At 56.5% G+C, this 26,384-nt stretch carries 24 protein-coding genes; 14 read left to right on the top strand and 10 right to left on the bottom strand.

Annotated features, from left to right (window positions below; translation table 11 throughout):
* The first annotated feature begins 3 nt into the window (after positions 1–3).
* Complete coding sequence (locus tag VHE34_RS21695) at positions 4–981, top strand: phosphatase PAP2 family protein (protein WP_325591793.1); 978 nt, start codon at positions 4–6, stop codon at positions 979–981.
* Here the strand turns inward: VHE34_RS21695 and VHE34_RS21690 are convergent.
* Positions 978–1,583, bottom strand: coding sequence for a TetR/AcrR family transcriptional regulator (locus tag VHE34_RS21690; RefSeq protein ID WP_325591792.1), 606 nt, complete (start codon positions 1,581–1,583; stop codon positions 978–980). The two genes, VHE34_RS21695 and VHE34_RS21690, sit on opposite strands and share 4 nt — an antisense overlap.
* Positions 1,584–1,629: 46 nt before the next feature.
* Between VHE34_RS21690 and VHE34_RS21685 the strand changes: the two genes are divergently transcribed.
* Positions 1,630–2,127 (top strand): response regulator, encoded by a 498-nt coding sequence (locus VHE34_RS21685; protein WP_325591790.1) that lies wholly within the window; start codon positions 1,630–1,632, stop codon positions 2,125–2,127.
* Here VHE34_RS21685 and VHE34_RS21680 read toward each other — a convergent pair.
* Positions 2,124–2,558, bottom strand: a complete 435-nt coding sequence (locus tag VHE34_RS21680) for a CBS domain-containing protein (protein WP_325591788.1) — start codon at positions 2,556–2,558, stop codon at positions 2,124–2,126. The two genes, VHE34_RS21685 and VHE34_RS21680, sit on opposite strands and share 4 nt — an antisense overlap.
* 91 nt (positions 2,559–2,649) lie before the next feature.
* Between VHE34_RS21680 and VHE34_RS21675 the strand changes: the two genes are divergently transcribed.
* The gene (locus VHE34_RS21675) at positions 2,650–4,476 is read left to right on the top strand and encodes a glycoside hydrolase family 9 protein (RefSeq protein WP_325591787.1); all 1,827 of its coding nucleotides are present in this window, start codon (positions 2,650–2,652) and stop codon (positions 4,474–4,476) included.
* A gap of 6 nt (positions 4,477–4,482) precedes the next feature.
* Here VHE34_RS21675 and VHE34_RS21670 read toward each other — a convergent pair whose 3' ends face one another.
* Positions 4,483–6,903 carry an ABC transporter permease gene (locus VHE34_RS21670; RefSeq protein WP_325591785.1) on the bottom strand — a complete coding sequence of 807 codons (2,421 nt, stop codon included), beginning with the start codon at positions 6,901–6,903 and terminating at the stop codon, positions 4,483–4,485.
* 230 nt (positions 6,904–7,133) lie between these two features.
* Here VHE34_RS21670 and VHE34_RS21665 point away from each other — a divergent pair, with 230 nt between their 5' ends.
* Both VHE34_RS21665 and VHE34_RS21660 read left to right on the top strand, forming a co-directional pair.
* Positions 7,134–9,518, top strand: coding sequence for an ABC transporter permease (locus VHE34_RS21665; protein ID WP_325591783.1), 2,385 nt, complete (start codon positions 7,134–7,136; stop codon positions 9,516–9,518).
* Between the two features lie 11 nt (positions 9,519–9,529).
* The gene (locus VHE34_RS21660) at positions 9,530–11,947 is read left to right on the top strand and encodes an ABC transporter permease (protein ID WP_325591782.1); all 2,418 of its coding nucleotides are present in this window, start codon (positions 9,530–9,532) and stop codon (positions 11,945–11,947) included.
* A 30-nt stretch (positions 11,948–11,977) separates the two neighbouring features.
* Here the strand turns inward: VHE34_RS21660 and VHE34_RS21655 are convergent, their stop codons facing one another.
* Complete coding sequence (locus VHE34_RS21655; RefSeq protein WP_325591780.1) at positions 11,978–12,787, bottom strand: DUF1080 domain-containing protein; 810 nt, start codon at positions 12,785–12,787, stop codon at positions 11,978–11,980.
* Positions 12,788–12,982: 195 nt separating this feature from the next.
* Here VHE34_RS21655 and VHE34_RS21650 point away from each other — a divergent pair, with 195 nt between their 5' ends.
* Together VHE34_RS21650 and VHE34_RS21645 are read left to right on the top strand one after the other, a co-directional pair.
* On the top strand, positions 12,983–14,557 hold the full coding sequence (locus VHE34_RS21650; protein WP_325591778.1) for a carboxylesterase/lipase family protein: 1,575 nt from the start codon (positions 12,983–12,985) through the stop codon (positions 14,555–14,557).
* A gap of 96 nt (positions 14,558–14,653) precedes the next feature.
* Positions 14,654–15,238 carry a hypothetical protein gene (locus tag VHE34_RS21645; protein ID WP_325591777.1) on the top strand — a complete coding sequence of 195 codons (585 nt, stop codon included), beginning with the start codon at positions 14,654–14,656 and terminating at the stop codon, positions 15,236–15,238.
* 2 nt (positions 15,239–15,240) lie between these two features.
* Here VHE34_RS21645 and purE read toward each other — a convergent pair whose 3' ends face one another.
* Both purE and VHE34_RS21635 read right to left on the bottom strand, forming a co-directional pair.
* Positions 15,241–15,759, bottom strand: coding sequence for a 5-(carboxyamino)imidazole ribonucleotide mutase (purE, locus tag VHE34_RS21640; RefSeq protein WP_325591775.1), 519 nt, complete (start codon positions 15,757–15,759; stop codon positions 15,241–15,243).
* A 12-nt stretch (positions 15,760–15,771) separates the two neighbouring features.
* Entirely contained in the window at positions 15,772–16,983 is a 1,212-nt protein-coding gene (locus tag VHE34_RS21635; RefSeq protein WP_325591774.1) for a 5-(carboxyamino)imidazole ribonucleotide synthase, read from the bottom strand.
* Positions 16,984–17,288: 305 nt separating this feature from the next.
* Here VHE34_RS21635 and hppD point away from each other — a divergent pair, with 305 nt between their 5' ends.
* Both hppD and VHE34_RS21625 read left to right on the top strand, forming a co-directional pair.
* On the top strand, positions 17,289–18,422 hold the full coding sequence (gene hppD / locus VHE34_RS21630) for a 4-hydroxyphenylpyruvate dioxygenase (protein WP_325591773.1): 1,134 nt from the start codon (positions 17,289–17,291) through the stop codon (positions 18,420–18,422).
* 146 nt (positions 18,423–18,568) lie between these two features.
* Positions 18,569–19,798: a L,D-transpeptidase family protein gene (locus VHE34_RS21625; RefSeq protein WP_325591771.1), complete on the top strand. Its 1,230-nt coding sequence runs from the start codon at positions 18,569–18,571 to the stop codon at positions 19,796–19,798.
* 25 nt (positions 19,799–19,823) lie between these two features.
* Here VHE34_RS21625 and VHE34_RS21620 read toward each other — a convergent pair whose 3' ends face one another.
* On the bottom strand, positions 19,824–21,086 hold the full coding sequence (locus VHE34_RS21620; RefSeq protein WP_325591770.1) for an aspartate kinase: 1,263 nt from the start codon (positions 21,084–21,086) through the stop codon (positions 19,824–19,826).
* A 78-nt stretch (positions 21,087–21,164) separates the two neighbouring features.
* Between VHE34_RS21620 and fbp the strand changes: the two genes are divergently transcribed.
* The gene (gene fbp / locus VHE34_RS21615; protein ID WP_325591768.1) at positions 21,165–22,175 is read left to right on the top strand and encodes a class 1 fructose-bisphosphatase; all 1,011 of its coding nucleotides are present in this window, start codon (positions 21,165–21,167) and stop codon (positions 22,173–22,175) included.
* Here the strand turns inward: fbp and VHE34_RS21610 are convergent.
* Complete coding sequence (locus VHE34_RS21610; protein WP_325591766.1) at positions 22,165–22,383, bottom strand: GNAT family N-acetyltransferase; 219 nt, start codon at positions 22,381–22,383, stop codon at positions 22,165–22,167. The two genes, fbp and VHE34_RS21610, sit on opposite strands and share 11 nt — an antisense overlap.
* 38 nt (positions 22,384–22,421) lie before the next feature.
* Positions 22,422–22,727 (bottom strand): hypothetical protein, encoded by a 306-nt coding sequence (locus tag VHE34_RS21605; RefSeq protein ID WP_325593086.1) that lies wholly within the window; start codon positions 22,725–22,727, stop codon positions 22,422–22,424.
* Here VHE34_RS21605 and VHE34_RS21600 point away from each other — a divergent pair.
* The 4 genes from VHE34_RS21600 (at position 22,615) to VHE34_RS21585 (ending at position 24,993) form a co-directional block, all read left to right on the top strand.
* Positions 22,615–22,983: a CAP domain-containing protein gene (locus tag VHE34_RS21600; RefSeq protein WP_325593073.1), complete on the top strand. Its 369-nt coding sequence runs from the start codon at positions 22,615–22,617 to the stop codon at positions 22,981–22,983. The genes VHE34_RS21605 and VHE34_RS21600 overlap by 113 nt on opposite strands.
* A gap of 92 nt (positions 22,984–23,075) precedes the next feature.
* A complete protein-coding gene (locus tag VHE34_RS21595; protein ID WP_325591764.1) occupies positions 23,076–23,843 on the top strand; it encodes an ABC transporter ATP-binding protein in 768 nt (255 codons plus the stop codon).
* 46 nt (positions 23,844–23,889) lie between these two features.
* Positions 23,890–24,426, top strand: coding sequence for a YfiT family bacillithiol transferase (locus VHE34_RS21590; RefSeq protein WP_325591762.1), 537 nt, complete (start codon positions 23,890–23,892; stop codon positions 24,424–24,426).
* Positions 24,427–24,993, top strand: a complete 567-nt coding sequence (locus tag VHE34_RS21585; RefSeq protein ID WP_325591760.1) for an NUDIX hydrolase — start codon at positions 24,427–24,429, stop codon at positions 24,991–24,993. It begins immediately after the preceding gene.
* Positions 24,994–25,083: 90 nt separating this feature from the next.
* Here the strand turns inward: VHE34_RS21585 and VHE34_RS21580 are convergent, their stop codons facing one another.
* Positions 25,084–26,370 (bottom strand): folylpolyglutamate synthase/dihydrofolate synthase family protein, encoded by a 1,287-nt coding sequence (locus VHE34_RS21580; RefSeq protein ID WP_325591758.1) that lies wholly within the window; start codon positions 26,368–26,370, stop codon positions 25,084–25,086.
* Positions 26,371–26,384: the final 14 nt, after the last annotated feature.

The raw sequence follows: 26,384 nt of genomic DNA, 5'->3' as shown, positions 1-26,384 counted from the left end.
TTTATGGATACGACGCTTTCATCGGCCTCCTCTGCCACCGGCACCCCGCTGACCCTGCGTACCGCGCTGACCGCCCTTGGCATTTCCGCGCTATACCTCATCCTCGCCGCGGCGCTCCTCGGCTTCAAGACCGATCAGCTCATCCTCGCCGGCCTGTTCAACGGCTTGTTTTTCCTTTCCGGTCCCACGCGCCGCTTTATCCTCGGCTTCACCGTCTTCATCGTATTTTGGGTGCTGTTCGACTCCATGAAGCTCTTTCCCAATTACCGCTACAACACCGTTCATATCGCGAGTCTCTATCATCTCGAAAAAAGCCTGTTTGGAATAAAAGGCGCCGACGGCGCGATCCTGACTCCCAATGAATTCGCGTATATCCACCGCAGTGAGTTGGCCGACATCCTCGCCGGCTGTTTCTATCTCTGCTGGATACCGCTTCCGCTGGCTTTCGCGGGTTATCTCTTTTATAAGGATAAAAACGCCTTCTTCCAGTTTGCGTTGAGCTTCCTCCTTGTCAATCTCCTCGGCTTTATCGTCTACTATGCCTGTCCTGCGGCGCCGCCCTGGTATGTCCAGTACCATGGCTTCGGCTTCAACGCCCATACTCCCGGCAACACGGCGGGCCTTGGCCGTTGGGATGAGTATTTTCATGTCCATGTATTTGCCGGTCTGTACGCCAAGAGCAGCAATGTCTTCGCCGCTATGCCTTCCCTGCATGCTGCCTATCCTTTGACCGTATTGTATTATGGGATAAAATTCCGCCTGCGTTGGATCAACCTGCTTTTTGCGGCGATCATGGTGGGTATTTGGTTTGCTGCCGTCTATAGCAGTCATCATTATGTGCTGGACGTCCTCGCCGGCATCACCTGCGGGACCATCGGAATTCAGCTATTTCAGTATTTGTATCGGAAGGGTGGGGGATTCACCCGGATGATAGCGCGCTGGGTACGTGCCGTGGAAGCGCCCGGAAAGGCCGCCGCCTAGCGGCGGCCGATGCCCTCGACCATGATATCCACTATGGAATCGATCTGCAGATCCAGTTTCGGACTTTGTGCTTGTCCCACCATCAACGGTACGGCCAGTCCGCGAAAGCTGCTGACCATCAGGTAGGCGATGAGTTCGATATTGTCCTCGTTGATCTTCTTGAACTCTCCGTTATTGACCCCTTCGGCCAGGATACCTTTCACGAGCTCTACGTGGGTCGTATCGAACCGGCTCTTCATCTCCGCCATAACACAATGCAATTCAGCAATTTCACTCTTCAATGCATCGCTCAGGTTACACAGCTGGCTTAGCTTTTCCAGCCGGCACCGGCAGTAGGCCGTTAGCTTGTCCTTGGAGGTGGTGGCCTGGCCCAGGGCATAGTGGATGGTTTCCAGCAATTCGTCCATTTCGGCATAGATCACTGCCTCGAAAATGTCCTCTTTGCTGGGATAATAGTAGTACAGGGAGCTTTTCGCCTTGCCCAGGCTACGGGCGATATCACCCATCGTCGTTTTTTTGAACCCCGATTTTTTAAACAGGGCCCTGGCCGTATCGACGATCTCCTTTACGACTATTTCATCCCGTTGAAGCGTTTCAGCCATACGGGCAAATTTACACGTTTTCCGTCCCAATGTTGGTTAATAGCTCGTGAATCTTGTATCTCTGGAAGACAATCTCTACATTTGTCATACCCCATCCGCCACCGGCAAAGCAACCCCCGCGTATTCTTCCATTCAACCTCTGCAAAACATGGGTACTCCATTGAACTGCATCCTGCTGATCGACGACGATGAACCGACCAACTTTTTGAATCGGCTGACCCTGGAGCAGGCGGGCTGCGCCCGGCACATCCGCATTGCTCAAAGCGGCCAGGAAGCCCTCGATTACCTGCAGGACGCCACCCCCCGGCCGGACCTCATCTTCCTCGATATCAATATGCCTGCCATGGATGGCTGGGAATTCCTCGAACGGTATCGTCATCTGCCGGCGGCCCGCAAGGCCGATATCGTCCTGATCATGCTCACCACTTCCCTTAATCCCGACGACGAGATACGCACCCTTGCGATCCCCGAAGTCGCGGGGTTCGAACACAAGCCCCTCGGCCAGGAACAGCTCGATGTTTTGCTGAGAAAGTACTTCGCCTAGATGCCGGAATGAAGATAGTCCTTCAGGTGAGTTATCGTCTCCTCATGCGTCCGGATCGTTTCGCGGACGAGATCATTGATCGAAACGATCCCGACAAGCTTCTCACTCTCGAAAACCGGCAGATAGCGGATATTCTTGTCCGACATCAGCTCCATACAATGCTCCACCGTATCGTTCGGTGTCACACCGGGAACATCCTTCGACATGATATCGGCGACGGGTGTGTCGGTAGATGATTTGCCCTTCAGGATCACCTTGCGGGAATAATCCCGTTCGGTCATGATCCCGACGTAATTGCTTCCATCGACCACCATGACCGAACCGATGTTTTGGTCGGCCATGATCCGAAGGGCGTCCAGGACTGTTGTTTGGGGTCCGACGGAGGTGATTCGGGCTCCTTTGTGGGAGAGGATGTCTGCTACTTTTCTCATTTTTGCCTGGTTTTAGTCCATATATTTCAATTTACGAAATATTTGATAAATCTCCAGCAATTCTATCTTTGCCTGCATCAACCACCTTCCCATGCGCAAAGCCCGTCCGCTCGCTCTCCTGATCTTCCTCCTGACGCCAGTTTGCCTCTTCGCACAACCCACAGCTACCCCTCCCATCCCGCCCCCCGCCATCGTTCTCAATCAATCAGGCTTTTACGCGGATGGACCCAAACAGGCCGTGGTCACCGGTCTTGCTCTAAAGGATGTATTTTATCTTGTTTCCGTCCATGACAATGCGCCCTCCTGGCAGGGGCGTGTCGATACCGTTTTCTTTGGCCGGTTAGGCCCCGGCACCGCGTCCGCGAATTCTTCGGTCGAGACCCGGCTTGCCGATTTCAGTACTTTTCGCCACCCCGGGACGTACCGTGTGGTCGTTCCCAACTACCCCAATTCCTGGCCGTTCACTATTGGCGCCAACCGGTTCACCCCGTTGACGGCCGCCGCCTTGAAGGGATATTACTACCAGCGTTCGGCGATGGCCCTGACCCCAGGTTATGCTGGTGAGTGGAGCCGGCCGGCCGGGCACCCGGATACGGCGGTGCTTGTCCATCCGTCCGCTGCCTCCGCGGAGCGACGTGCCGGCACTGCCGTCTCCACGCCCGGTGGTTGGTATGACGCCGGAGACTATAACAAATATATCGTCAACTCCGGCATTACCATGGGAACCCTGCTGGATGCCTGGGAAGACTTCCCCGGGTACTTCGATACCCTGCGCACCGACATACCCGCGTTGCCCATGCCCGCCGGCGCCCGCGATGCAGCGTCGCGCGTCCCTGACCTGCTCAACGAGGCGCTCTACAATCTAAGGTGGATGCTGACCATGCAGGACCCCAACGACGGGGGTGTCTATCATAAATGCACAAACGCAGTTTTCGATGGGATGGTCATGCCCGGGGTGACAAAGGCTCCGCGGTATGTCGTCCAGAAAAGCACCGCCGCTACCCTCGATTTTGCGGCGGTGACTGCGCAGGCCGCCCGGATCTTCGCGAAATTCCCGCGGCAGTTTCCCCGGCTTGCCGACTCCTGCCGCCGCGCCGCCCTCGCTGCCTGGCAATGGGCCCGTCAGAATCCGGCTGTCATCTACGACCAGGAGGCGATGAACAGGGCTTTCCAACCCGCCGTCACCACCGGCGCCTATGGCGACCGCCAGTTGGACGACGAATGGTTTTGGGCTGCCGCCGAGCTGCTCGTCACTACGGGCGATACGGCTTGCCTTTCCGTCGTGGCGTCGCAGATCGGCAGGCCCCTGTCCCTTCCCTCCTGGTCCAATGTCGCGATGATGGGTGACTATTCCCTGCTGCGTCACCGGGCGGTGCTGCCACGGGGTCTCCAGCCTGCCGTTGACAGTCTCAATCGGCAGCTACTGGACATGGCCGATGCCTATGTAAAGAAAATGCCCGCCACCGCTTTTCACACCGTGATGGGCGAGTCCACAAAAGACTTTATCTGGGGTAGCAATTCCGTTGCGGCTAACCAGGGCATGCTGCTGATCAATGCCTGGCTGTCGCAGCATGATCGAAAATATCTTGACGCGGCGTTGAGTAACCTCGATTATATCCTCGGGCGTAACGCTCTCAACCTTTGTTTTGTGACGGGTGTCGGGAGCCGTTCGCCGCTGCATCCGCATCACCGGCCGTCGATTGCCGACGGCATCGATGCGCCCGTACCGGGTCTGCTTGCGGGTGGGCCGAACCCGGGGCGCCAGGATCATGAGAATTATGTGTATACCGAGCCGGAGACGGCGTACCTGGATCAGAATGGCGCTTACGCGTCCAATGAGATTGCCATCAACTGGAATGCGCCGTTGGTTTACCTGGCAGGGGGGTTGGAGGCGTTGCAGGGATATTTCGCGCGTTAGCGGTCCTTATTCCGTTCGCAGCGCTTTTACCGGATTCTGCCGGGCCGCCCGTACGGTGTTGAACGCGATGGTCGCCACGGCGATCCCGATGGCCGTCGCGCCAACCAGCAGGAACATTCCAACCGTGATGTCGATCCGGTACGGATAGTGCTGCAGGAATTTGTCCATCAGCAGCCAGGAGATCGGCGTGGCGATCGCCACCGCCAACCCTACGAGGGCAATAAACTCCCGGGATACCATCACCGAGATGCTGCGCACACTGGCGCCAAGGACCTTCCGGACCCCGATCTCTTTTACCCGCCGCTGGATCATCAGCAAGACCATCGCCAGCAGCCCGCTACAGGATAACGCGATCGAGATCGTTGCCGCAATGCTGAAGATCAGCGATGCCCCCTTCTCATCTTTATACCAGTCCTCGACATTATCATCCACAAAGCTGCCGTTGAAATCCTGCCCCGGCTCCAACTCCGCCATCTCCCGCTTTATCGTCGCCATCGCCCCCAACATGTCCCTGCCGGTGGTCTTGATGAACACATAGGGGATCTGGGCGTTCATGTCCAGGCTGAGCGTCAGCGGCTCCATCTGTTCGGCCATCGTATACAAATGAAAGTCGGGGAACACGCCCACGATATGCCAGCCTTTTTTGTCCGCGCTGTCCGGGTAGATCGTCTTGCCCACGATCGCGCTGTCTCCCAGCGATTTGGCCATACTCTCGGAAATAATGCAGCCATTCGTCGTATCGGTCCCGTAAGCCGGGTCGAAGTCCCGTCCGGCCAGCGGTTTCACCCCGATGGTTTTCAGGTAGTCATAGTCTACCCATGCACGCAGTGTGCTGACGTCCCGGCCGTGATACGGAAAATTGGTGCCGATCTTCACCGTCCGGTGATCCGATCCCCGTCCCAGGTTGATATTGCTTCCCGAAACCGAAACAATGCGCGGATCGGCCGCCAGCCGGGTCCGCAACCTGGCAATGACGGCATGACCTGCGGCGGGCGAATGCAGCGGGACACTGATGATCGTTTCTTTTGCCATTCCAAGGTCGGCATGGGCCAGGAACCGGTATTGACGATACAGGATGAAGGTACAGCTGATCGTTACACAGGCGATGACGAACTGCAGTACGATCAGGCTGCGGCGCAGCGGACTCCGCCGGTGGATTTTCACGTTCCCTTTCAGGGTCTCCACCACTTTGAAGCGGATCATCACCAGGGCAGGGTATCCGCCTGCCATCAGGGAAACGAACAGCAGCAGACCCGCCATCAGGCCGATAAATCCCGGCCGCCACGCGAAATCCGCCAACGATATGCGCAGCACCTGGAAGGCGGGAAAGGAATGCAGGAGTATATTCAGCAGCACCAGGCTGAGGGCAAACGACAGGACACATACCAGCATGCTTTCCCCCCACAGCTGCCCGAACAGGCGCCACCGTTGCGCACCAAGACATTTCCGGACGCCCATCTCCCGGCTCCGGGTAAACGCGCCGGCCAGGCTGATATTGACAAAGTTGAAACAGGCGATCAGGATGATGAAGAGTCCCACCGATGCCGATATCAGCACTTCCGAGACCGATGTAGCCCGGTGGCCGTTCACCGTCGTATTGAAATACACGTCTTTCATCGGCAACAGGCGGGTTGCCCACACATCCCCCAAGGCATCCGGTTTCGCGCCTTTTTTCCGCAGATCGGTATAGATGTCCGGCACATGTTTCCGGTCGGCTTCCCGCAATTGCCCTTCAGCCAGCCGCTGCCCGGCGCTTTCCTTCAACTGGACATATAAGGAGACACTATGATCTTCCCAGTTATTCTTTTTCCGTGCATAGTCGGGCGCGTTCTCCAACCGCGCCAGCACCTGGAACCGGATCGTGCTTCGCACGGGATCCTTCACCACCGCCGACACCACCAGGTCCTGCATTCTGTCTCCCACACTCGCTCGGATATGCTTCCCGATCGGGTCCTCATTGCCGAAGATGGTTTTTGCAGTCTCCTCCGTCACCACCGCGTCCGTCAGGTCTCTGAGAGCGTCTGCCCCACGGCCCTTCACGACCGGGAAGGAGAACATGGACAGGAAGTCCTCGTCTACCGTCGTCAACGGGATCGAAATATCGCGTCCCTTGTATTCGATATGGTTCCCGCCGTCGCCGATCCGGGTCATCCGTTGGATCGCCGGCGCCTCCGCCTTATAAGCCGGCCCGGGGCCCAGGGAGAAGGAATTCTCATAAACATCTCCGGCAGGGTCGTGCGCCACCGTATAAACCTCGTAGAGCCGTTTCCCGTCATACTGATGATTGGTCTGGAATTGCAGGAACACGATCAGGATATCCGCGATCCCGATGGTAAACCCGATGATGAGCCCACCGATATTGATCGCCGAATGCAGTTTGTTGCGGAAAAGATTGCGCCAGGCAATCTTCAGGTTGTTTGGCAGCATGTGGAGTAGTTTAGAAATGCTTTTGAAAAGGTCCAAAAAGATGCCTGAAGAATACCGGGCTCTAAATCAGCCGGTTAAAGAATCCGGCGGACGGGATACTGTCCGATTCCGATACAGCCCCTGAACAAAATCGCACATCGACGAAAATGTTCGTATGTTCAACCGGCTGATCTTCAATAGGCTTATGAACTGGTACCATCTTGGCTGCGGCATCCCCACAATCATTCTTCATGCTTCAAAACTTCTTCACCATCGCCTGGCGCAACGTCCGGAAGAACAAGGCCTATGCCGGCATCAATATCCTCGGGCTCTCGCTGGGCATCGCCTGCAGCCTGCTGATCTTTACCCTCGTCCACTATCATCTCAGCTTCGACAATTTCCATCCCGGCAAAGATCGCATCTATCGGGTCGTTACCGAATGGCATGACGAAGCCACTTCCTATTCCCAGGGAACCCCGTCACCGCTGGGGAAAGCCGTCCGCAACGATCTCACGGCGGCCGAAAAGGTCAGTCGCGTTATTCAGTATACCGATCTGATCACCATTCAGACGGCCAGCGAAACAAAGAAATTCGAAGAAGGCTTCGCCTATGCAGAACCCGAATACTTCGACATCTTCAATTTCCCCCTGGTCCGTGGTGACAAAGCGACCGTACTCAGGGCGCCCAATCAGGCCCTCGTCACCGAGAAGCTCGCCAAAAAATACTTCGGCGCCACCGATGCCGCCATGGGCAAGACCATCCGTCTCGCCAACAAAACCGACTTTCTCATCGTCGGCATCCTCCGCGACATCCCGGTGAATACCGATCGGCCACAGCAGATCTATCTGTCCTATTCCAACCTGAAAGAACGCAATGCCCGTCTTGGCGGCGACAGCAGCTGGGGCAGTGTCTACAGCCAGTGTATGACCTTCGTCCGGCTGAAACCCGGCATGACCGTCGCCCGGATGAACCAGGGCCTGGCAATGATCGGCAAGAAATACCAGAAGGGCAGGGACGCAGGCACCGTAGTATTCCGTCTCCAACCCCTGGCCGATATCCATTTCAATCCCGATTTTGATGGGTCCGTCGACAAAAAATATCTTTGGGCGCTCGGCCTCATCGGGCTTTTTATCCTCATCACCGCCTGTGTCAACTTCATCAACCTCGCGACCGCCCAGGCGCTCAACCGCAGTACGGAAGTCGGTATCCGAAAGGTGCTCGGCGGGTTGAGCCGCCAGCTGTTCTGGCAGTTCATTACGGAGACGGCCCTTATCGCGATTTTCGCGGTGATCATCGGCTTCCTGGTGGCGACCGCCGTCTTACCGGCCCTGAATACGCTGTTCAAGACCGAGATCAGCCTCGGCTTCCTCACGGATCCGGCGGCCATTGGATTTGGCCTCGGCCTGCTTGCATTGGTGGTCTTTTTATCCGGCTCCTATCCCGGCCTGGTGCTGTCCCGTTTCCAGCCCGTATTGGCCCTCAAAAGCAGGCTGTCGCAAAAGCAGGTCGGTGGTTTCCCGCTTCGCCGCATCCTGGTGATCACCCAGTTCACGATTTCTCAGCTGCTGATCATCGCCGCGATCGTTGTTGCCGGTCAGCTGAATTTTGTCCGGACTACCGATCTGGGCTTCAACAAGAACGCCATTGTCCTGTTGCCCGTTCCACATAACGGCAGCGCCGAACTCAATACCCTCGATGTCCGCCTGCGCGAGATCCCGGGCGTCCAAAGCCTCAGTTTTTGTCAGACGGCGCCGGCCTCCGAAGCCAATAACTCCACCAACGCCCGCTTCGACAACCGCGCCGAGGACGAACATTTCGAAGTGTATACAAAAGATGGGGATGATCGCTATCTCTCCCTCTTCGGACTCAAGCTCGTCGCCGGCCGCAATTTCTTCAAAGGCGACTCGGTGGTCGAATTTCTCGTCAATGAGACGATGATCCGCCGCCTGAACCTTCATTCGCCCGCCGATATCATCGGCCGTCAGCTCACCATCGGCAGTAAGGTCAAAGGACCCATCGTCGGAGTCGTGAAGGACTTCTTCGACCAGTCTCTGCACAGTGAACAGAACGCCATCGCCATCCTGCCCGCCCGGTACAACTATTTCACCTGTGCGGTGAAGCTCGATCCTGCCAATATCCATGGCAGCCTGGCCGCCATCGAAAAGGTTTGGAACAGCACTTTCCCCGACTACCTCTATTCGTATAAATTCCTCGATGACAACATCGCGGAATTCTACGCGACCGACACCTCACTGCTGACCATGATCGAAGTTTTTGCCGCGATCGCCGTCTTCATCGGCTGTCTCGGCCTCTACGGTCTCACTTCGTTTATGGCGGTGAGGAAGACGAAGGAGATCGGCGTCCGAAAGGTCCTCGGCGCGGGCATCCCCAGCATCCTCTGGCTTTTCGGCCGCGAATTCACCCGGCTCGTTCTCATCGCGTTTGTAGTCGCTGCACCGATAGGTTGGTGGGTCATGCACAACTATTTGCAGGATTTTAAATACCGGATCACGATCGGACCGGGTATCTTCCTGCTATCGATCGGGGCTACCGCCGTGATCGTTCTGCTGACCGTCAGCTATCAGTCGGTGCGATCCGCCCTCGCCAACCCGGTTAAATCCCTTCGCACCGAATAATCTGCTCAACCATGCTAAAAAACTATCTAAAAACCGCCCTCCGCTTCCTGCGCAACAACAGGAGGTTCACGTTCATCAATATCATCGGTCTTTCCCTCGGAACACTCTGCTGCCTGTACATCCTGCTCTATGTCGGACAGCAGTACAGTTACGACCGGCATGAGGCCCAGGCCGCGGACATCTACCGGGTCAACACCGATATGAAGGTCTCCGGGGACCACCATCTTTCTTCCTGGTCCTCACCGGTGATCGTTCCCGCGATGAAAAAAGACTTCCCCGAAGTGCGGGAGGAGACGCGGGCCTTCGATGCGAGTCTTTTCGGCGCCGATAAGCACCTGCTGATATATAAGGATCGGTCTTTTTTCGAAAACGAAGCCCTTTTTGTCGACTCGAACTTCTTCGATGTCTTTACCTATCGCTTCCTGGAGGGGGATGCCCATACTGCATTGGTTGAACCCCATACCATTGTGCTGAAACGGGCCACCGCCGTCAAGCTCTTCGGTAAGGAAGATCCTATGGGTAAGATCATCCGCATCAGCAATAAGGCCGGGGATGAGACCCTCAAGGTGACCGGTGTCGTGGAAAGCCTTGGCAAGTCCCACCTGGAGGCCAATGCCTTTATCACCCTGAATAGTGGTCTCATCGGCGATATCATCCGCAACCGGATCACCAGCTGGGCGGGTGGAAATCTCATCTGGAGCTTTGTAAAGCTGCGCCCCGGCGCCGATCCCAGGGCATTGACGGCACTGTTACCTGCATTCCTGGAAAGTCATGGTGGCCAGGATATGCGGAATCTCCATATAGAAAAGCGCCTAGAATTGCAACGCATCGCGACGATCCATACCACGACCGGCTACGAGCATGAACCGACGCCGGCGGTCACTCCCTCCTTTCTCGGTCTGCTGCTGCTCATCGCTATCCTGATCCAGCTCATCGCCTGCATCAATTTTATGAACCTCTCCACGGCCCGGGCCACCAAACGGGCGAAGGAAGTGGGTGTCCGCAAGGTCATCGGAGCGGTGAGAGGCAATCTCATCCGGCAGTTTCTCGGAGAGTCGTTCCTGCTTGCGCTTATCGGCATCGCGTTGGCGCTGCCTTTGCTGGCCCTTGCCTTGCCCTATCTCAATGCGATCACGCGGGCCGATATTGCGCTCTCCGCGTTGCGAGACTACCGGATCGTGCTGCTGCTCGTCGCGCTCGTCATTGGCACCGGCCTCGTGTCCGGGAGCTATCCTGCCTTTTATCTTTCGGCGTTCAATACCGTGAAGGTGATCAAGGGCAATTTCACCAACCGCGTCTCGGCCGTTGGTCTCCGGCGGGCGCTCGTGGTCTTCCAGTTCTCGCTCGCCATCCTCCTCATCACCGGCATTGTCGTCATTTATAGCCAGCTGCATTATATCAAACAGCGGGACCTTGGCTACGACAAGAGCCAGAAGCTGGTGTTCAATGCCTATGCGAGCGGCGCCAATGTCGGTGGATTCGCCGAGGGGCTTCGCACGCTCGCCGGCATCCGGACCGTCACCCGCACCAATAGCCAGATGGGCCGTCCCGTTATCCAGGATCGCGGCGTTTATGTCTATGGCAAGACGAAGACCGATGAACAGATCGCCCAGGACTTCGTGACCGACCAATATTTTCTCCGAACCCTGGGAGTGAAGTTGATCGCCGGCCGCGACTTTCGCGATACCGACTCCGGCCGCGTGCTGATCAACGAGACCCTTGCCGCGCGTCTCGGCCTCGATCCGGCAAAAGCGCCCGGAGTAAGGCTTCATTCCAGTTATGATTCCGCGGTGTCCTATGAGATCGTGGGAGTCATCAAAGACTTCAACTTCAGTTCACTCCGCGAGTCCGTCAATTCGTTCATGCTGCTTTATGATCCCGATTTCGCCGGTAACTGCACCGTTACGGCCAACTGCAGCACCTCCGATTACCGCTCCCTGCTGAAACAGGTTGCCGCCGTCTGGCGCAAGAACGTCCCGAATGCGCCCTTTGAATACGCTTTCCTTGACGACGAGGTCCAAAAACAATACGAGGCGGAGATCACGCTGGCCAATATCATCAATTCCTTTACCGTCATGGCCATTTTTATCTCCTGTCTTGGCCTGTTCGGGCTTGCTGCGTTCAGTGCCGAGCAGCGTAGTAAGGAGATCGGCGTTCGGAAGGTTCTCGGCGCCGGTGTGAGCGGAATCATCCGGCTGCTGAGCACCGATTTTCTCAAACTGGTGGGGGTTGCGCTGCTTATCTCCATACCGGTCTCCTGGTGGGCGATGCACAAATGGTTGGATAGTTTCGCTTACCGGACGCCGATCCGGTGGTGGATGTTTGGGCTTTCCGGTGCGCTTGCTCTATTGATTGCATTTTTAACGGTCAGCTTTCACACGATCCGCGCGGCGAATGCGAACCCGGTGCGAAGTTTGCGGTCTGAATAAAAAAAAGCCCCGCGACCGCGGGGCTTTTTTTTATTTCAACGGCTCCAGCGGCCTTATCCAGATATTCCTGAAGCTGATCGGCTCACTCTTATCCCCATGCGCCTGCAGCTTGATCGGCGAAGGCCCGTGCGGCTTATAGTAGGGCTTGCCGATATATCTTGTCTCGCCCTTCAGTTCAAAGCAATTCTGTACCAGAACGCCGTTCAGGAATGCCGTCACCTTAGCGGGCGACGCCAGGGTCCCGTCGCTGTTGAATACGGGCGCCGTCCAAACGACATCGTAGCTGGACCATTCCCCCGGTTTGCGGCTGGGATTGGCCAGCGGAACACTCTGCTTGTATACGCTTCCGACCTGTCCGTTGGTATAGGTCTTGTTGTTGTAGTTGTCGAGTATCTGCAGCTCATACCCGGCATCGCCCTTGCCCGTTGACGCGAGGAACAGCCCGCTGTTGCCCCTTGCCTGGTCTTCCCCGGTGATGTCGGCCGGGATACGGAACTCGAGGTGCAGCTGGTAGTTCGTAAAGCTCTGTTTGGTTTGGATATTCCCCGATTTTTTATTGACGGTCAGAATGCCATTGCTAACGATCCAGTCCGCGGGGGAACCATCGGCAACCTTCACCCATGCGTCTTCATTTTTGCCATCGAACAGGACAACGGCGTCGGAAGGTGGCGCGCCGACCGTCGCGGCGGGCGTCACCACGGGAGGAACGGGGCTGTAGATCTCGGTGGCGCGGTGGTCCGTAGAATCGTATTGAGCCATCACAAGGGTAGTGCCCGCCAACAGGCCGATCGGAAGCAGGGCAAGCGCTTTGGCAAGGGAGGGACAAGCAAAATGAGTCATATGTCAAATGGTATTAAAAATGCGCGGATAGGGCTTTCCGGTCAAATTAGCCCTATCCGCGCAAACAGCTAATGTCTGACCTTTGGTCGAACCGCTTCCAGCGGTTGTTCAATGTGCGGACAATTTAGGACAAATTTTTAAATTCCCTCCTCGCTAAAAACTCCTAAATTACGTGTATATTAAATTCTCCTGCACATGAGACGGCTTGCCCTCCTCTCCCTCACGTTGCTCGCCTCCGCGGTTTCCCTCACCGTTGCGGCGCAACCTGATGCAACAAGTGCCGCTGCTGCGGCAGACGCTGCTCCCCGTATCAAAGTCGCCAACGGCCTCCTCGAAGGAGTAACCGAAGCCAGCGGCGTCCGAGTGTACAAAGGCATTCCCTTCGCCGCCCCGCCGGTAGGCAAACTCCGTTGGCGCGAACCGCAACCCGCCGCCAGTTGGCAAGGCGTCCGCAAAGCCGATCATTTTGCCGCAAAGGCCGAGCAACTGCCCATCTTCAGCGATATGCAATTTCGCGCCTCGGGAACCAGCGAGGATTGCCTTTATCTCAATGTCTGGCAGCCCATCGAAGCCGGGCCCGGCAAGAAGCCGGTCCCCGTGCTCGTGTATTTCTATGGCGGCGGCTATGTCGCCGGAGACGGCTCCGAATATCGTTATGACGGCGAAAGCATGGCGACAAAAGGCATCATCGCCATTACCGTCAACTATCGTCTCGGCATCTTCGGCTTCTTCGCGCATCCTGAGCTCACGAAAGAATCTCCCCATCATGCCTCGGGCAACTATGGCCTCCTCGACCAGGCTGCCGCGCTGAAATGGGTGCAGGAAAATATAAAAGCCTTTGGCGGCGACCCCACGAAGATCACCATTGCCGGCGAGTCCGCGGGCTCTACTTCCGTCTCCGCCCAGATGGCGTCGCCGCTGTCGAGGAAGATCATCGCCGGGGCGATAGGGGAGAGCGGCTCCCTGCTCGGCACCCTTACGCCCGTGCCGCTTGCAAAGGCGGAACAGACCGGGGAAGAATTTGCCAGGTCCTGTGGCGCCGCCGATCTCGCCGCTCTCCGCGCGATGACTCCCGAACAGATCTTCGACGCGATGAAAAAAGGGAACCCCTTCCGCTTTTCGGTGGATGTGGATGGGTATTTCTTTCCCAGGAGTCCATACGCCATCTTCGCCGCCGGCGAGCAGGCGCATGTTCCACTCCTGGTCGGTTGGAACGCAGAAGAATCCGGTTATCAAGGCATCCTGGGCAAAGATTCACCCACGCTGGCCAATTATGAGGCGGCCGTAAAAAGATTGTATGGCGCCGCCGCCGATTCAGTGTTGCAGGTGTATCATGCCGCCACCGACGATGAGGTAAAACTCGTCGCCACCAACCTCGCCTCCGATCGGTTCATCGGATTCAGCACCTGGAAATGGTCCGACATGCAGATAAAGACGGGCGGGGGAAAACCCGTCTATCGGTATTATTTCGAGAAGGCGCGTCCCGGCGCCACCGCCTCGCATTCCGCCGAGATCGAATACGCCATGGGCAATCTCCCCACCAATAAGGTGTATGCGTGGACGACCGATGACTTCAAGGTCTCCGCCACGATGCAAGGGTATTTTGCCAACTTCGTCAAGACGGGCAACCCCAATGGTCCCGGCCTCCCCGAGTGGAACGCCGCCAACACCCCCGGCACCCCCGTCATGCATATCAATGTCGAAAGCCGGACCCGTCCCGAAGAACATCGTGACCGCTATCTGTTCCTGGATGGCAGGGTGGGGTGGTAAATGGACCGCCCGGTCCGTAAATTGCAGGTACCGGTAATTGGGGCCGACCGCCGACACTGTTTTCCCGTTTGTCCTCCCTTCGTCAACACAATGACTATGAAACCTTCGAATCAAGCCTGGCTGCGGCGGCTTTTGGGTGTTTCCGCAGCGATCGTCGCCCTTGCCTTCGCGGGCTATGGTCATCATTCCGCAGTGATCTACCCCCATCTGTCCTACTTCCACGGCTCGGGCGAAACGGTCTATATCGACAGCATGGACGCCCGGGTGGCCATGGATTGCGAGCCTCCCGAGCCGGCTCGTTACGGCAACCCGGCGCCCCGGGGGGCAGCCCAAGGCAACAGCACCAACGCCAATCGCACCGCCACAAGCGGCAGCTCTCTCCGGCCACACCTCAGCTGTTTTCTAATGAGTTGGTCGGACAATATCAAATATGATGATGAGATAGGAATGGTGCGACGCGAGAAGTATATCCAATTCGGAATACGCCGGGACTGGGTCGCACTGGCGGGCGGCGACTCCATCTATGCCAACTTCTTCCGGCAACGTCCCCTGCTGGAGCGGCACCTCCACCAGTGGGCACTCGTTTACCCCGTCCCTGCCGGCCGCCGCATCGACACACTTGTTTACACCGGCAGCGAAACGGCCTGGGGCAAACGCCTTTTTATTTTGAAAAGGGGTTGATCTTATTGATCGAATGCATTCCCCCAACCCGCTTCCCTGAGCTTATCCACCTTCGACAGCACCTCCTGCTCCAGCTGTTTCTTGTAGGCCGTAACCCTGGCGCTGACCAGTGGGTCGAATGCGCCGATGATCTCTCCTGCCAGCACCCCTGCATTCTTGGCCCCATTCAATGCGACCGTCGCCACGGGCACGCCGCCGGGCATTTGCAGGATCGACAGGATCGAGTCCCATCCATCAATGGAATTGGAAGACTTCACAGGAACGCCGATGACCGGTAGCGAAGTCAAGGACGCGATCATCCCCGGCAAGTGGGCTGCCCCACCCGCGCCGGCGATGATCACCTTCAGTCCGCGGCCGGCCGCCTGCGTGGCATACTCCACCATCCGCATGGGCGTCCGATGCGCCGAAACCACCGTCAATTCAAAGGGAATACCAAATTCTTCCATCATATCGGCCGCAGCCTTCATCACCTGAAGATCGCTGTCGCTGCCCATGATAATACCTATCAAAGGATTGCTCATATCGAATGTTGTTTACCGCCCCCCGGTCGTCATAGCCCTCGCCTCCGATGCCTCTTCCTCGCTCTTCCTCGCTGCCTCGGCAGCCAGTTGCGTATGCGCCTCTTTATTAATTACCCTCAACGTATTTTTTATCTTATGCGCTTTATAGACAAGATCCTGCTTCTCCCGGCTGATGATCGTCACATGTCCCATTTTCCGCCCGGGCTTTGTTTCCTTTTTGCCGTAAATGTGCACAAACACATTGTCCATCGACAGCACCTCTTCCAGGCCTTCGTAGTGGACTTCGCCGGAACAACCTTCGGCCCCGATGAGATTTACGATGGCCCCGGGCAAGATAGCTTCCGTATTCCCCATCGGGTAACCCAGGATCACCCGCCATAGCATATCAAACTGCGAGCTATAATTCGCCTCGATCGTATGATGACCGCTGTTATGAACCCGCGGCGCCGTTTCGTTGACGTAGACGTCTCCCTGCTTGGTCACAAACAGTTCAACCGCGAAGATACCCGGGCTCTTCAGCTCCTTCACCGCCCGCAGCGAGATCGCCTCCACCTTCCACAGCACGCTCTGCGGCAGATCCGCCGGGCTGATCTGATAATCCAGCAGGTTCAGCCGCTGATCGAAGACCATATCCACCGGCGGATAGATCGCCGTCTCCCCTTTATCGCCTATCGCGATGATCTGCGCGATCTCCTTGTCCACCACGACCATCTTCTCCAGCACTCCCGGCTGCTCGAATCCCTTCTCTACATCCTCCTTTGTCCGCATCATCTGCACCCCCTTGCCATCGTATCCTCCCATGCCCAGTTTATGCACAGCCGGAAGCATATCCATTCTCGCCCGGACCCCATCCAGGTTCTGCGTGATGATATATTCGGCGGTCGGGATGCCGTGTTGGGTATAGTATTGTTTTTGCGTGATCTTGTTCTTTATCGTCCGAAGGGCCGACGGCCGCGGATATACCCTGACCCCTTCCGCTTCGAGCCGCTCCAGCGCGTCTTCGTTCACCGACTCGATCTCGATCGTCAGCGCATCCAGGCCCTTGCCGAACCGGTAGACATCGTCGAAGTTCCGGATATCGCCTTTCACGAAATGATGACAGAGATGCGCCGCGGGAGCGGCCTCATCGTTTTCCAATAAGTAGGTCTCCACAGGGTAGTTGGCCGCTGCCTGCAACAACATTCTGCCCAATTGGCCTCCGCCTAAGATTCCTACTTTCAGCATCTTTTTTTATTTATAGTCGAAGATAGGGTAAAAACCCTCGGCCGACCGGAAAAATACGGTTTTGCGGGGGCCGTTGTCGGGATTGATCCATACCCCATTGATAAATGTCAAAAATAGTGCTACCTTTAATCATCCTGAACATGCGTCCCGACTATTCGCATAAAATTTTCGATGACAAGCGATTGCATCATTTTCTCCGGATGGAGGCGCTGGCTCGCACCCGCCCCTGAACGCACCCTGCCCCGACACTCTACTCCTACCGACCGCCGCATCAAGAATTTCTTTAATCTAAATAAGATCTCATCATGTCCATTGCTTCCGCAAAAGACGTCCGCAAACCGGCTGCAGCCGCCGACTTCCTTCCCCTGCAGGGGACCGACTACGTCGAATTCTATGTCGGCAACGCCAAACAAGCCGCGCACTATTATAAGACCGCTTTTGGGTTCCAGTCAATCGCCTATAGCGGCCCCGAGACAGGGAATAAGGACGCTGTGAGCTATGTCGTCCGCCAGAACAAGCTCACCTTTGTCTTTACGACCGCGTTGAGACCGGAGCATCCCATCGCCCAGCATACCCACCTCCATGGTGACGGGATCAAGGTCCTGGCGCTTCGTGTTGATGACTCGGCCGGCGCCTGGCGCGAGACCACCGCCCGTGGCGGAAAGAGCTATATGGAGCCGACGACCATCACCGATAAATTCGGAGATGTGACCCTGAGCGGGATCCATACCTATGGAGACACCGTCCATCTCTTCGTCGAACGGCAAAATTATAAGGGCGCGTTCATGCCCGGCTTTCGCGAATGGCGCACCCTGTACAACCCACCCTCCACCGGCTTACTCTATGTCGATCACTGCGTCGGAAATGTCAGCTGGAACCAAATGAACCCCTGGGTTGGATTCTACGAGAAAGTGATGGGCTTCACCAATATCCTCTCCTTTGACGACAAGGATATCTCCACCGAATACTCCGCCCTGATGAGCAAGGTCATGAGCAATGGCAACGGATTTGTAAAATTCCCCATCAACGAACCGGCGGAGGGAAAAAAGAAGTCCCAGGTGGAAGAATACCTCGAATTCTATAAAGGAGAGGGGGTTCAGCACGTCGCCCTCGCCACGGCGGACATTATCGACACCGTAACGCAGCTGCGTGACAGAGGGGTCGAGTTTCTGCAGGTTCCCGGCAGCTATTATGACGAGCTGCTGGGACGGGTCGGCGCCATCGACGAAGATCTCGAGCCGCTAAAGCAGCTTGGCATTCTTGTTGATCGGGATGAAGAAGGCTATCTGTTGCAAATATTCACCAAGCCTGTAGAGGACCGGCCGACGGTATTCTTCGAGATAATCCAGCGAAAGGGCGCGAAGAGTTTCGGGAAGGGCAACTTCAAGGCCTTATTCGAAGCCATCGAGCGCGAACAGTCGGCGAGGGGAAACCTCTAGTACCTGCGCGAAAACGCCTATCCAGATGCAAAAAAACCGTTATACGTGCCCGCCAAATGGCGCGGGCACTATAAAATATGGCAGGTTTTTTGTTTCTTGTGATCGTTTTGCAGGAAGATGTAGCGGAAACAATTTTACCCTATTGTATGCATGTAAAAAAACAATTTGTCGCGCTGGTGGTGATGGCTTTCGCGGGATTGCTGATGACCGGCCGGCTTTCCGCTCAAAACTCCGCTTCCCAAATCCATTTTATTGATTATCAGCGTTCAATTCCCAAAATAGGGGAGATGCTTCGTCGGAAGGAGGACACCCTGATGAAGCAGTTCCGGGAAAAGGGGCTCGCCTGGCCGGCCCGTTATGTTTACATTCGCAGCTTCAAATACGACAGCCAGCTCGAGGTTTGGATCAAGAACACCAAGGAGGAGAGATACCGGTTGTTCAAGACCTATAAGATCTGCGCATTGGCAGGCACGCTTGGTCCCAAGCGCCTTGCGGGGGACTACCAGGTACCCGAAGGGTTCTATTACATCAATGAGTTCAACCCGAGAAGCGAGTATCACCTTTCCCTCGGTCTCAATTATCCCAATGCATCCGATCGTATCCTGAGTGATTCGTTGGCCCCCGGGAAGGACATTTACATTCACGGCAGCTGTGTCACGACAGGCTGTATCCCCATCACGGACGGCCAGATAGAAGAACTGTATATCCTTGCCGCCCACGCCAAGGACATGGGTGAGGATTTTATTCCTGTCCATATCTTCCCCGTCAATTTCAACAACGCGAAGAGCGTCGATTATCTGAACAAATATTTACAGACCTTTTCCGAATACACTCCTTTTGCCAGGAGCATGCGCAGCGCCTTCTATTACTTCGAGAAGTATCGCGAGGTGCCTTTTGTCATGGTCAATGGGAGGGGCGAGTATGTCACCGAGGAGGTCTCGCCGAACGAGGCGCAGGTGAAGATCCCCAACGTCGAGCCCGTGGTTGTGGCTACGCCGGTCGTCCGGAAGACCCCGGCCCCTCCGCGGCCTGTCCGGGTCAACCCGATCCCCGAAGACAAGCTTGCGAGGTCGGTGGATCATCTTCCGGTATATCCCGGGGGTAATGAAGCCTTCCAGGATTTCCTCAATAAGTTAGGGAAGGAAGAAGTGAAAGATCTCGATGCCGGTCAGACCAAGGCCTTTATCATGGTCGAATATGTGATCGACGAGGGCGGGAAGCCTGTCTACGCCAAGGTCATTCGCGGTGGGAACGACGGGCTCAACACAAAGATCGAAGACGCCTTTCTGGGAATGCCACACTGGTCTCCCGCCGCCCACTCGGGCGTTCACGTCCCCATCCGGTTGAAACAGACGGTGATGATCGGGATCAACTGACGGCCTGGAAGCCTGTCGTCGAAATTCAATGCATCAATATCTGAACTGTTTCGGGCGTCTGTTGCCGCAGTACCTCCTGCCGCCCGGCGGTCAGCCGTTGCAGCACCTCGCCGTTATAATGGCGGATCGTCAGCAAGGTCAGCCCCCGTTCCACCTGCACGTCGAACAAGTCCGCCGCGGCAAGCGCCAGGCGTTGGATCCGGGCCGGCCGGTCGTCAAGGCAGACCCGGATGCTCACCGCTCCGCTCTGGATCAGGTTTGGCTTTACGCGCAACTGCCCGAAAAGATCATAAAGCCTTGCCGTGCCCGTCTCCCCGACAAAGGAAAAGTCCTTCGAATGTAATTGCACCTGCACCTGGTCCTGTTTGAGCACAATGATCGGCGGCAACCCTTTCAGGGATTTATTGTGAATGACCGTCCCCGGCAGCGAGGGGTCGAGGAAACATTTGACATAAAGGGGAATGCCCTTGTTCTGCAGCGGCTTGATCGTCTTGGGATGGATCACCTGGGCCCCGTAATAGGCCATTTCGATGACTTCATCGTAGTTCAGCTCGCGGATGAGCCGGGCGTCCGGGAATTGTTTTGGATCGGCGTTCATCACCCCTTCCACATCTTTCCATATCGTCTGACTTTCCGCGTTCAGCAGGTTCGCGAAGACCGCGGCCGTATAGTCGCTTCCTTCCCGGCCCAGGGTCGTACTTTCATTGTCCGAGGTGGCCCCGATAAAACCCTGCGTTACGATCAGGTCGTCTTCCGCAAACAGCGGCAGCACGTCCTCCCGCACCTTCCGGTCCGTCACATCCCAGTCGATGGCTGCATCGCGAAAATTGGCGTCTGTCCGGAAAATATCGCGAACGTCGATCCATTGATTGCCGATGCCCGATTCGGCCAGGTAAGCACTCATGATGGATGTCGACAGCAGCTCGCCGATGCAGACCAGCTGGTCGTAGTAGTAGTCGAAATCGCGTACCGGCTTATCGTGGAGCAGCCATTCCGCCTCGGTGAAGAAGTCCTTCAGCTGTGCCTCGCAGGCGAGGTAGTTCTTTACCAGGAGGTATTTGGCCGTTGTGAGGTGTTGTTCTTTGATCTGGGCGAAAAGTTGCAGGGCCTCGGCGGGATGGCCGGCGTAGAAGGCTTCCGCCACTTTTTCCAGGGCATTGGTGGTCTTGCCCATTGCGGAGATGACGACCAATATCTTTTCCCCGGCGAATTGCCGCAGGATCACCGGCACCTGCCTGATCCGGTCCACGCTGTTGACGCTGGCTCCGCCGAATTTGAAAATTTGCATGGCGCAAATATAAGAGCTAAAACACGCTAAATATCGGTTTGCCCCCTTACTTTTGTCGGGTAAAAATTGCCCGCCCACATGAACGTCAATAGAAAAGTACTCACCCTCGACGAGTTTACGCTTCAACAGCTCCGCAACTTTCCCAACGCTACGGGCGAGTTGAGTAACCTGCTTCGCGACATCGGCCTTGCCGCCAAACGCATCAATGTAGAGGTCAACAAGGCCGGGTTGGTCGATATCCTCGGGGATGCCGGTACCGTCAACGTGCAGGGTGAGGACGTCAAGAAGCTCGATATCTATGCCAACGATCAGTTCATGGGTGTGCTGCGGCATGGCATTTCCTGCGCCGGGATCGGCAGCGAAGAGCTCGAAGACAGCGTCATCTTCGACGACGAGATCAGCAACAACTCCAAGTATGTTTGTTTGTTCGATCCTCTCGACGGCAGCGGCAACATCGACGTCAATGTCTCCATTGGGACGATCTTTGGCGTTTACCGCCGGATCAGCGAAAAGGGGAAACCCTGTACGAAGGCCGATTTCCTCCAGCCGGGGCGGAACCAGGTGGCGGCGGGATATATCGTCTATGGATCATCGACGATGATGGTCTATGCGACCCGTCGGGGCGTCAATGGGTTTACGCTGGATCCTTCCATCGGCGAGTTCACTTTGAGTCATCCCAATATCAAGTGTCCCGAGGTTGGCAAGATCTATTCGGTCAACCACGGCAATTTTTTCCAATACGACAAACGCGTACAGGACTATATCGATACCTGCCAGCGGAAGACAAAAGAGAACGGCGGTCCCTATACGCAACGCTATATCGGCAGTATGGTCTCCGATGTCCATCGGAATCTCATCAAGGGGGGAATATTTATGTACCCCGGCACCGTGGGCCGTCCCGGTGGCAAGTTGCGGTTGCTTTATGAGTGCAATCCCTTTGCGTTCATCACCGAGGTGGCCGGTGGTAAGGCTACCGACGGGAAGCAGCGTATCCTCGATATCCAGCCGACCACCCTGCATCAGCGTAGTCCTTTCTTTGTCGGCAGCCGGACGATGATGGAGGAATTGGAGACCTATCTCAATCGGTGATTCCACCCTGCCCCCGGTCCGCCTGGTCGCCGATCTTTTTCACGCGGTAAAAGGAAATATCCCTCCGGTGACGAAACCCGAGGTGCTCGTATAGCCGTAGGGCGCGGGTGTTGGCTTTGGAGACGTGCAGATAGGGCTGGACGCCCTCTGCCGCCTGCACCGAACAAAGCGCCGACCATGCAGGGTTATCGAGCGGATGTGGTATCATATTTGCCCAATTTATCGCATTTAAGGTGTTTTTATGCGTCACGCCGTTCTCTTTCTATTGATACCCATTTCTTTCGCGTTTTTTTCGCCGCCGCACACCGCAGTATCGCGCCCGCCTGCCGCCTCTACGCCACCCGCTGCTGCCTCTACGCCGCCCCCTGCCGCCTCTGCGCCGCCCGCTGCTGCCTCTACGCCGCCCCCTGCCGCCTCTGCGCCGCCCCCTGCCGCCTCGGTGTCCGGCGAGATCCTTCGACTCGTCAACCAGCATCGCCGCGCTATCGGCCGCCCGCCGCTGCAAGCCAACTCGTTCATCTCTTCCGTCGCGCTGGGCCACAGCCGCGACATGCTCTCCGGTAAGACCCCCTTTGGCCATGACGGCTTCCGCGACCGCATCGACCGCATCCGAAAAAAGCTCGGGCCGCTTCACGTCGCGGCCGAAAATGTCGCCTCGGGCCCCATGTCCGCACGTGAGGTCGTCGACGGGTGGCTTCACAGTCCCGGTCATCGACGGAATATCGAAGGCGATTTCCGCCTCACCGGTATCGGCCTCGCCTTCGGACGCAACGGCAATATCTATTTTACTCAAATATTTGCCAGGTAACGGTATCTGCAACTCCCCGTTCCGCAACAGCCGCCCCCAACCGCTCGCATAAATTGCCCGCTAAAAAACGCCGTTTTCCGTAATTTGCGTTCATGGCAGCGAAAACGATCATCTCCGTCAACCGTCTCACAAAAAAATACGGCGATTTCGAAGCGGTAAAAGGCATCAGCTTCGAGGTAATGGAAGGCGAGATCTTTGGTCTCCTCGGTCCCAACGGCGCCGGGAAATCGACGACCCTCGAGATCATCGAAACGTTAAGGGATAAAACCGGTGGGACGATCACGGTCGATGGCTTCGACCTCGACAAGGAACCCGGCGAGATAAAGAAGATCATCGGAGTTCAGTTACAGACATCCGGCTACTATCCCGGTCTCAACCTGAGTGAGCTCATCCAGCTCTTCGGCGGATTGTATAACCAGAAGGTCGATGCTCTCGAGCTGCTGGATCGTGTCAACCTCCGCGACAAGGCAAAGGCCAAATTCAAAGAGCTCAGCGGCGGTCAAAAGCAACGTTTCTCCATCGCAACGACCCTCATCAATCAACCTCGCATCATCTTTCTGGACGAGCCCACCACGGGTCTCGATCCCCAGGCCCGCCGTAATTTGTGGGAGCTGATAAAAGACATCCGGTCCAAAGGAACGACGGTGATCATCACCACGCACTATATGGATGAGGCGGAGATACTCTGCGACCGCGTCGCGATCATCGACTCCGGCACCATCATCGCCCTGGAATCCCCCGACCGGCTGATCGATAATCTTGTCGCACAGGGATTCGAACGGCCGAAGGAGGTGAAGAAGGCGAATCTCGAGGATGTGTTTATCCATCTTACGGGTCACGAACTGCGCCATGAGGACTGACGCCGGAGCATCCGCACCCGCCCCGATTCAAAAACAACTAAAGGATATGAGCACCACCACCATTGACCTGCGGTACCCCATCGGGACCTACGAGCCAAAGCCCTATTCCGAGCATCAGAAACAGGAATGGCTCAATGACATCCGTTTCCTCCCCCAATTGATCGAGAATGCCGTGCTCAACCTCGACGAGGCCCAGCTCCTGACCCCGTATCGGGACGGCGGTTGGACCATTCAGCAGGTCGTGCACCATGTCGCCGACAGCCATATGAATGCCTTTTGCCGGTTCCGCCTCGGGCTCACCGAGAACAAGCCCGCCATTCGTCCCTACGACGAAAAGTCCTGGGCGATGCTCAATGACGTGCAGACCATCCCTATCAACGTGTCTATCACCTTGCTCTATGCCCTTCACACGCGGCTGTATGCGACCATCAGCGATCTTACGCTGAGGGATTGGGAACGCGAGGTCTATCATCCCGAGGCCGATCGCATCATGACCTTATGGTACCTGCTTGGCAACTATGCGTGGCATGGCCGGCACCACGTTGCCCATATCACTTCTTTACGCGAACGGAAAAACTGGTAAATGGTGCAGGAGAAAGATCTGAGCTGGAAGACCCTTTCATCGGAATATCTGTTCAGGGATACATGGTTCACGCTTCGAAGCGACACTTGCGAGACCCGGGATGGGAGGATCATCAAGCCGTACTATGTTTATGAGTTCCCCACGTGGGTCATCGCCGTCGCGCTGACCGACGATGGGAAGTTCATTTTCGAACGGCAGTATCGCCATGCGTTGGGTGTCACTACGCTTGAGCTGCCGGGAGGTTGCGTCGACGCTACGGATGCCACCCTCGACGCCGCGGTCCGGCGCGAGCTGGTCGAAGAGACCGGTTATACCTTCGAGAAAGTCGAATATCTCGGTAAGACTTCCGCCAATCCATCTACCAATAACAACTGGGCGCATTTTTTCCTCGCCACCGGCGGCCTTAAGATGCAGGAGCAGCATCTCGACTTCAACGAGGAGATCGAGGTCTGCCTGCACTCTGCAGACGAGTTGAAGCAACTGCTCCGCTCGGGCGGCATCGTCCAGAGCATGCATGTCACGGCCCTGTTCTACGCGCTTACGCGCATGGGATTATTGGATTGGTGACAAACCGGGCCACGGGCCCGGTGGCCGAAGGCCTAGCATTGGATGATCGTGCCGGGGGCCTATTTTCCCCCAAGGCCCGAAGGCTCGATCCTACGCTTCTGCTACCACGAACACGCTGCCACAGACCACGACCAGGTCGCGGGGCCGGGCGTGCGCCTTAGCCTCCGCCAGCGCCTCCGTCACGGTAGGGTAGGAGCGCCCCTGAAGGCCGATGGCATTTGCCTGCGCGGCCAGCTCGGCCTCGGGCAGCGCGCGGGGGATCCGGGCTCGGGTGAAATAGTAATGCGCATTGCGTGGGAGCAGGCTCAGCACGCCGTCGATGTCCTTGTCCTTTACCAACCCCAGGACGACGTGCAGTTCCTCATGATCGCTCAGCTCCACCTGCCGCAGCACCTGCCGGATGCCGTCCTCGTTATGGGCGACGTCGAGCACTACGTCGGGATGTTCATGGACCAGTTCCCAGCGGCCATGTAGCCCGGTTAGCTTTTTGACCCTTGCCAGCGCCCGAAGGACGGTCTTTTGATCCAGCTTCCAGCCCTTGCCCGTCATCACGTGGATGGCTTCGAGGACAGTCACCAGGTTTTTGGCCTGGTAGATGCCGGCCAGGTCGAGGGTATAGAAGGTGACGTCGTCGGCTAATGGGGAGGTGGCCACCTCTGCCACCAGGCTATGACGTTGATATTTCCAGTCGGTGACATAGCGCTGCTGATCGGCAAACCGGATCGGCGCTTCTTCCTCGTGTGCGCGTTGGCTGAAGATGGGGGATGTTTCCGGATGCGTTTCACCAATGACCACGGGAATTCCTTTTTTGATGATCCCGGCCTTTTCGAAGGCTATCGCGGCCAGTGTGTTGCCCAGCATATTCATATGGTCGAAACCGATATTGGTGATCACCGACAATTCGGGGGTGATGATATTGGTGCTGTCCAGCCTTCCCCCGAGGCCTACTTCGATGATGGCAATATCCACTTTTTGTTGAACGAAGTAGTCGAAGGCCATGACGACTGTTATTTCGAAGAATGACGGGTCCATCTGTTCGGATACGCCGCGGATGCGTTTGACGAAGTCGACGACGAATTCTTCGCGGATCATCTCCCCGTTGATCCTGATGCGTTCGCGGAAGTCCTTTAGGTGGGGAGAGGTGTACAGACCTGTTTTATAACCTGCTTCCTGGAAAACGGCGGCCAGCATATGGCTCGTCGAACCTTTGCCGTTAGTTCCGGCGATATGGATGCTTTTGAATTTTCGTTCCGGGTTGCCGATGGCATCGGTCAGTTGCCAGGTGTTGGTCAGATCCTTCCGGTAGGCTGCCGCGCCGATGCGGCTATACATGGGGAGCTTGTTGAATAGGTATTCGACTGTCTGTGCATAGTCCATAGAAGGGCAAAGGT

Origin of the sequence: Puia sp., from assembly GCF_035546395.1 — a bacterium.
Taxonomy (GTDB): domain Bacteria; phylum Bacteroidota; class Bacteroidia; order Chitinophagales; family Chitinophagaceae; genus Puia.
This window is presented reverse-complemented; position numbering and strand designations above follow the sequence as displayed.

What these genes read in the sequence shown, in the direction of transcription:
- VHE34_RS21695 (WP_325591793.1), top strand. Translation starts at nt 4, where the DNA reads ATGGATACGACGCTTTCATCGGCCTCCTCTGCCACCGGCACCCCGCTG.
- VHE34_RS21690 (WP_325591792.1), bottom strand. Translation starts at nt 1,583, where the DNA reads ATGGCTGAAACGCTTCAACGGGATGAAATAGTCGTAAAGGAGATCGTC.
- VHE34_RS21680 (WP_325591788.1), bottom strand. Translation starts at nt 2,558, where the DNA reads ATGAGAAAAGTAGCAGACATCCTCTCCCACAAAGGAGCCCGAATCACC.
- VHE34_RS21675 (WP_325591787.1), top strand. Translation starts at nt 2,650, where the DNA reads ATGCGCAAAGCCCGTCCGCTCGCTCTCCTGATCTTCCTCCTGACGCCA.
- VHE34_RS21670 (WP_325591785.1), bottom strand. Translation starts at nt 6,903, where the DNA reads ATGCTGCCAAACAACCTGAAGATTGCCTGGCGCAATCTTTTCCGCAAC.
- VHE34_RS21665 (WP_325591783.1), top strand. Translation starts at nt 7,134, where the DNA reads ATGCTTCAAAACTTCTTCACCATCGCCTGGCGCAACGTCCGGAAGAAC.
- VHE34_RS21660 (WP_325591782.1), top strand. Translation starts at nt 9,530, where the DNA reads ATGCTAAAAAACTATCTAAAAACCGCCCTCCGCTTCCTGCGCAACAAC.
- VHE34_RS21655 (WP_325591780.1), bottom strand. Translation starts at nt 12,787, where the DNA reads ATGACTCATTTTGCTTGTCCCTCCCTTGCCAAAGCGCTTGCCCTGCTT.
- VHE34_RS21650 (WP_325591778.1), top strand. Translation starts at nt 12,983, where the DNA reads ATGAGACGGCTTGCCCTCCTCTCCCTCACGTTGCTCGCCTCCGCGGTT.
- VHE34_RS21645 (WP_325591777.1), top strand. Translation starts at nt 14,654, where the DNA reads ATGAAACCTTCGAATCAAGCCTGGCTGCGGCGGCTTTTGGGTGTTTCC.
- purE (WP_325591775.1), bottom strand. Translation starts at nt 15,759, where the DNA reads ATGAGCAATCCTTTGATAGGTATTATCATGGGCAGCGACAGCGATCTT.
- VHE34_RS21635 (WP_325591774.1), bottom strand. Translation starts at nt 16,983, where the DNA reads ATGCTGAAAGTAGGAATCTTAGGCGGAGGCCAATTGGGCAGAATGTTG.
- hppD (WP_325591773.1), top strand. Translation starts at nt 17,289, where the DNA reads ATGTCCATTGCTTCCGCAAAAGACGTCCGCAAACCGGCTGCAGCCGCC.
- VHE34_RS21625 (WP_325591771.1), top strand. Translation starts at nt 18,569, where the DNA reads ATGCATGTAAAAAAACAATTTGTCGCGCTGGTGGTGATGGCTTTCGCG.
- VHE34_RS21620 (WP_325591770.1), bottom strand. Translation starts at nt 21,086, where the DNA reads ATGCAAATTTTCAAATTCGGCGGAGCCAGCGTCAACAGCGTGGACCGG.
- fbp (WP_325591768.1), top strand. Translation starts at nt 21,165, where the DNA reads ATGAACGTCAATAGAAAAGTACTCACCCTCGACGAGTTTACGCTTCAA.
- VHE34_RS21610 (WP_325591766.1), bottom strand. Translation starts at nt 22,383, where the DNA reads ATGATACCACATCCGCTCGATAACCCTGCATGGTCGGCGCTTTGTTCG.
- VHE34_RS21605 (WP_325593086.1), bottom strand. Translation starts at nt 22,727, where the DNA reads ATGTCGCGGCTGTGGCCCAGCGCGACGGAAGAGATGAACGAGTTGGCT.
- VHE34_RS21595 (WP_325591764.1), top strand. Translation starts at nt 23,076, where the DNA reads ATGGCAGCGAAAACGATCATCTCCGTCAACCGTCTCACAAAAAAATAC.
- VHE34_RS21590 (WP_325591762.1), top strand. Translation starts at nt 23,890, where the DNA reads ATGAGCACCACCACCATTGACCTGCGGTACCCCATCGGGACCTACGAG.
- VHE34_RS21585 (WP_325591760.1), top strand. Translation starts at nt 24,427, where the DNA reads ATGGTGCAGGAGAAAGATCTGAGCTGGAAGACCCTTTCATCGGAATAT.
- VHE34_RS21580 (WP_325591758.1), bottom strand. Translation starts at nt 26,370, where the DNA reads ATGGACTATGCACAGACAGTCGAATACCTATTCAACAAGCTCCCCATG.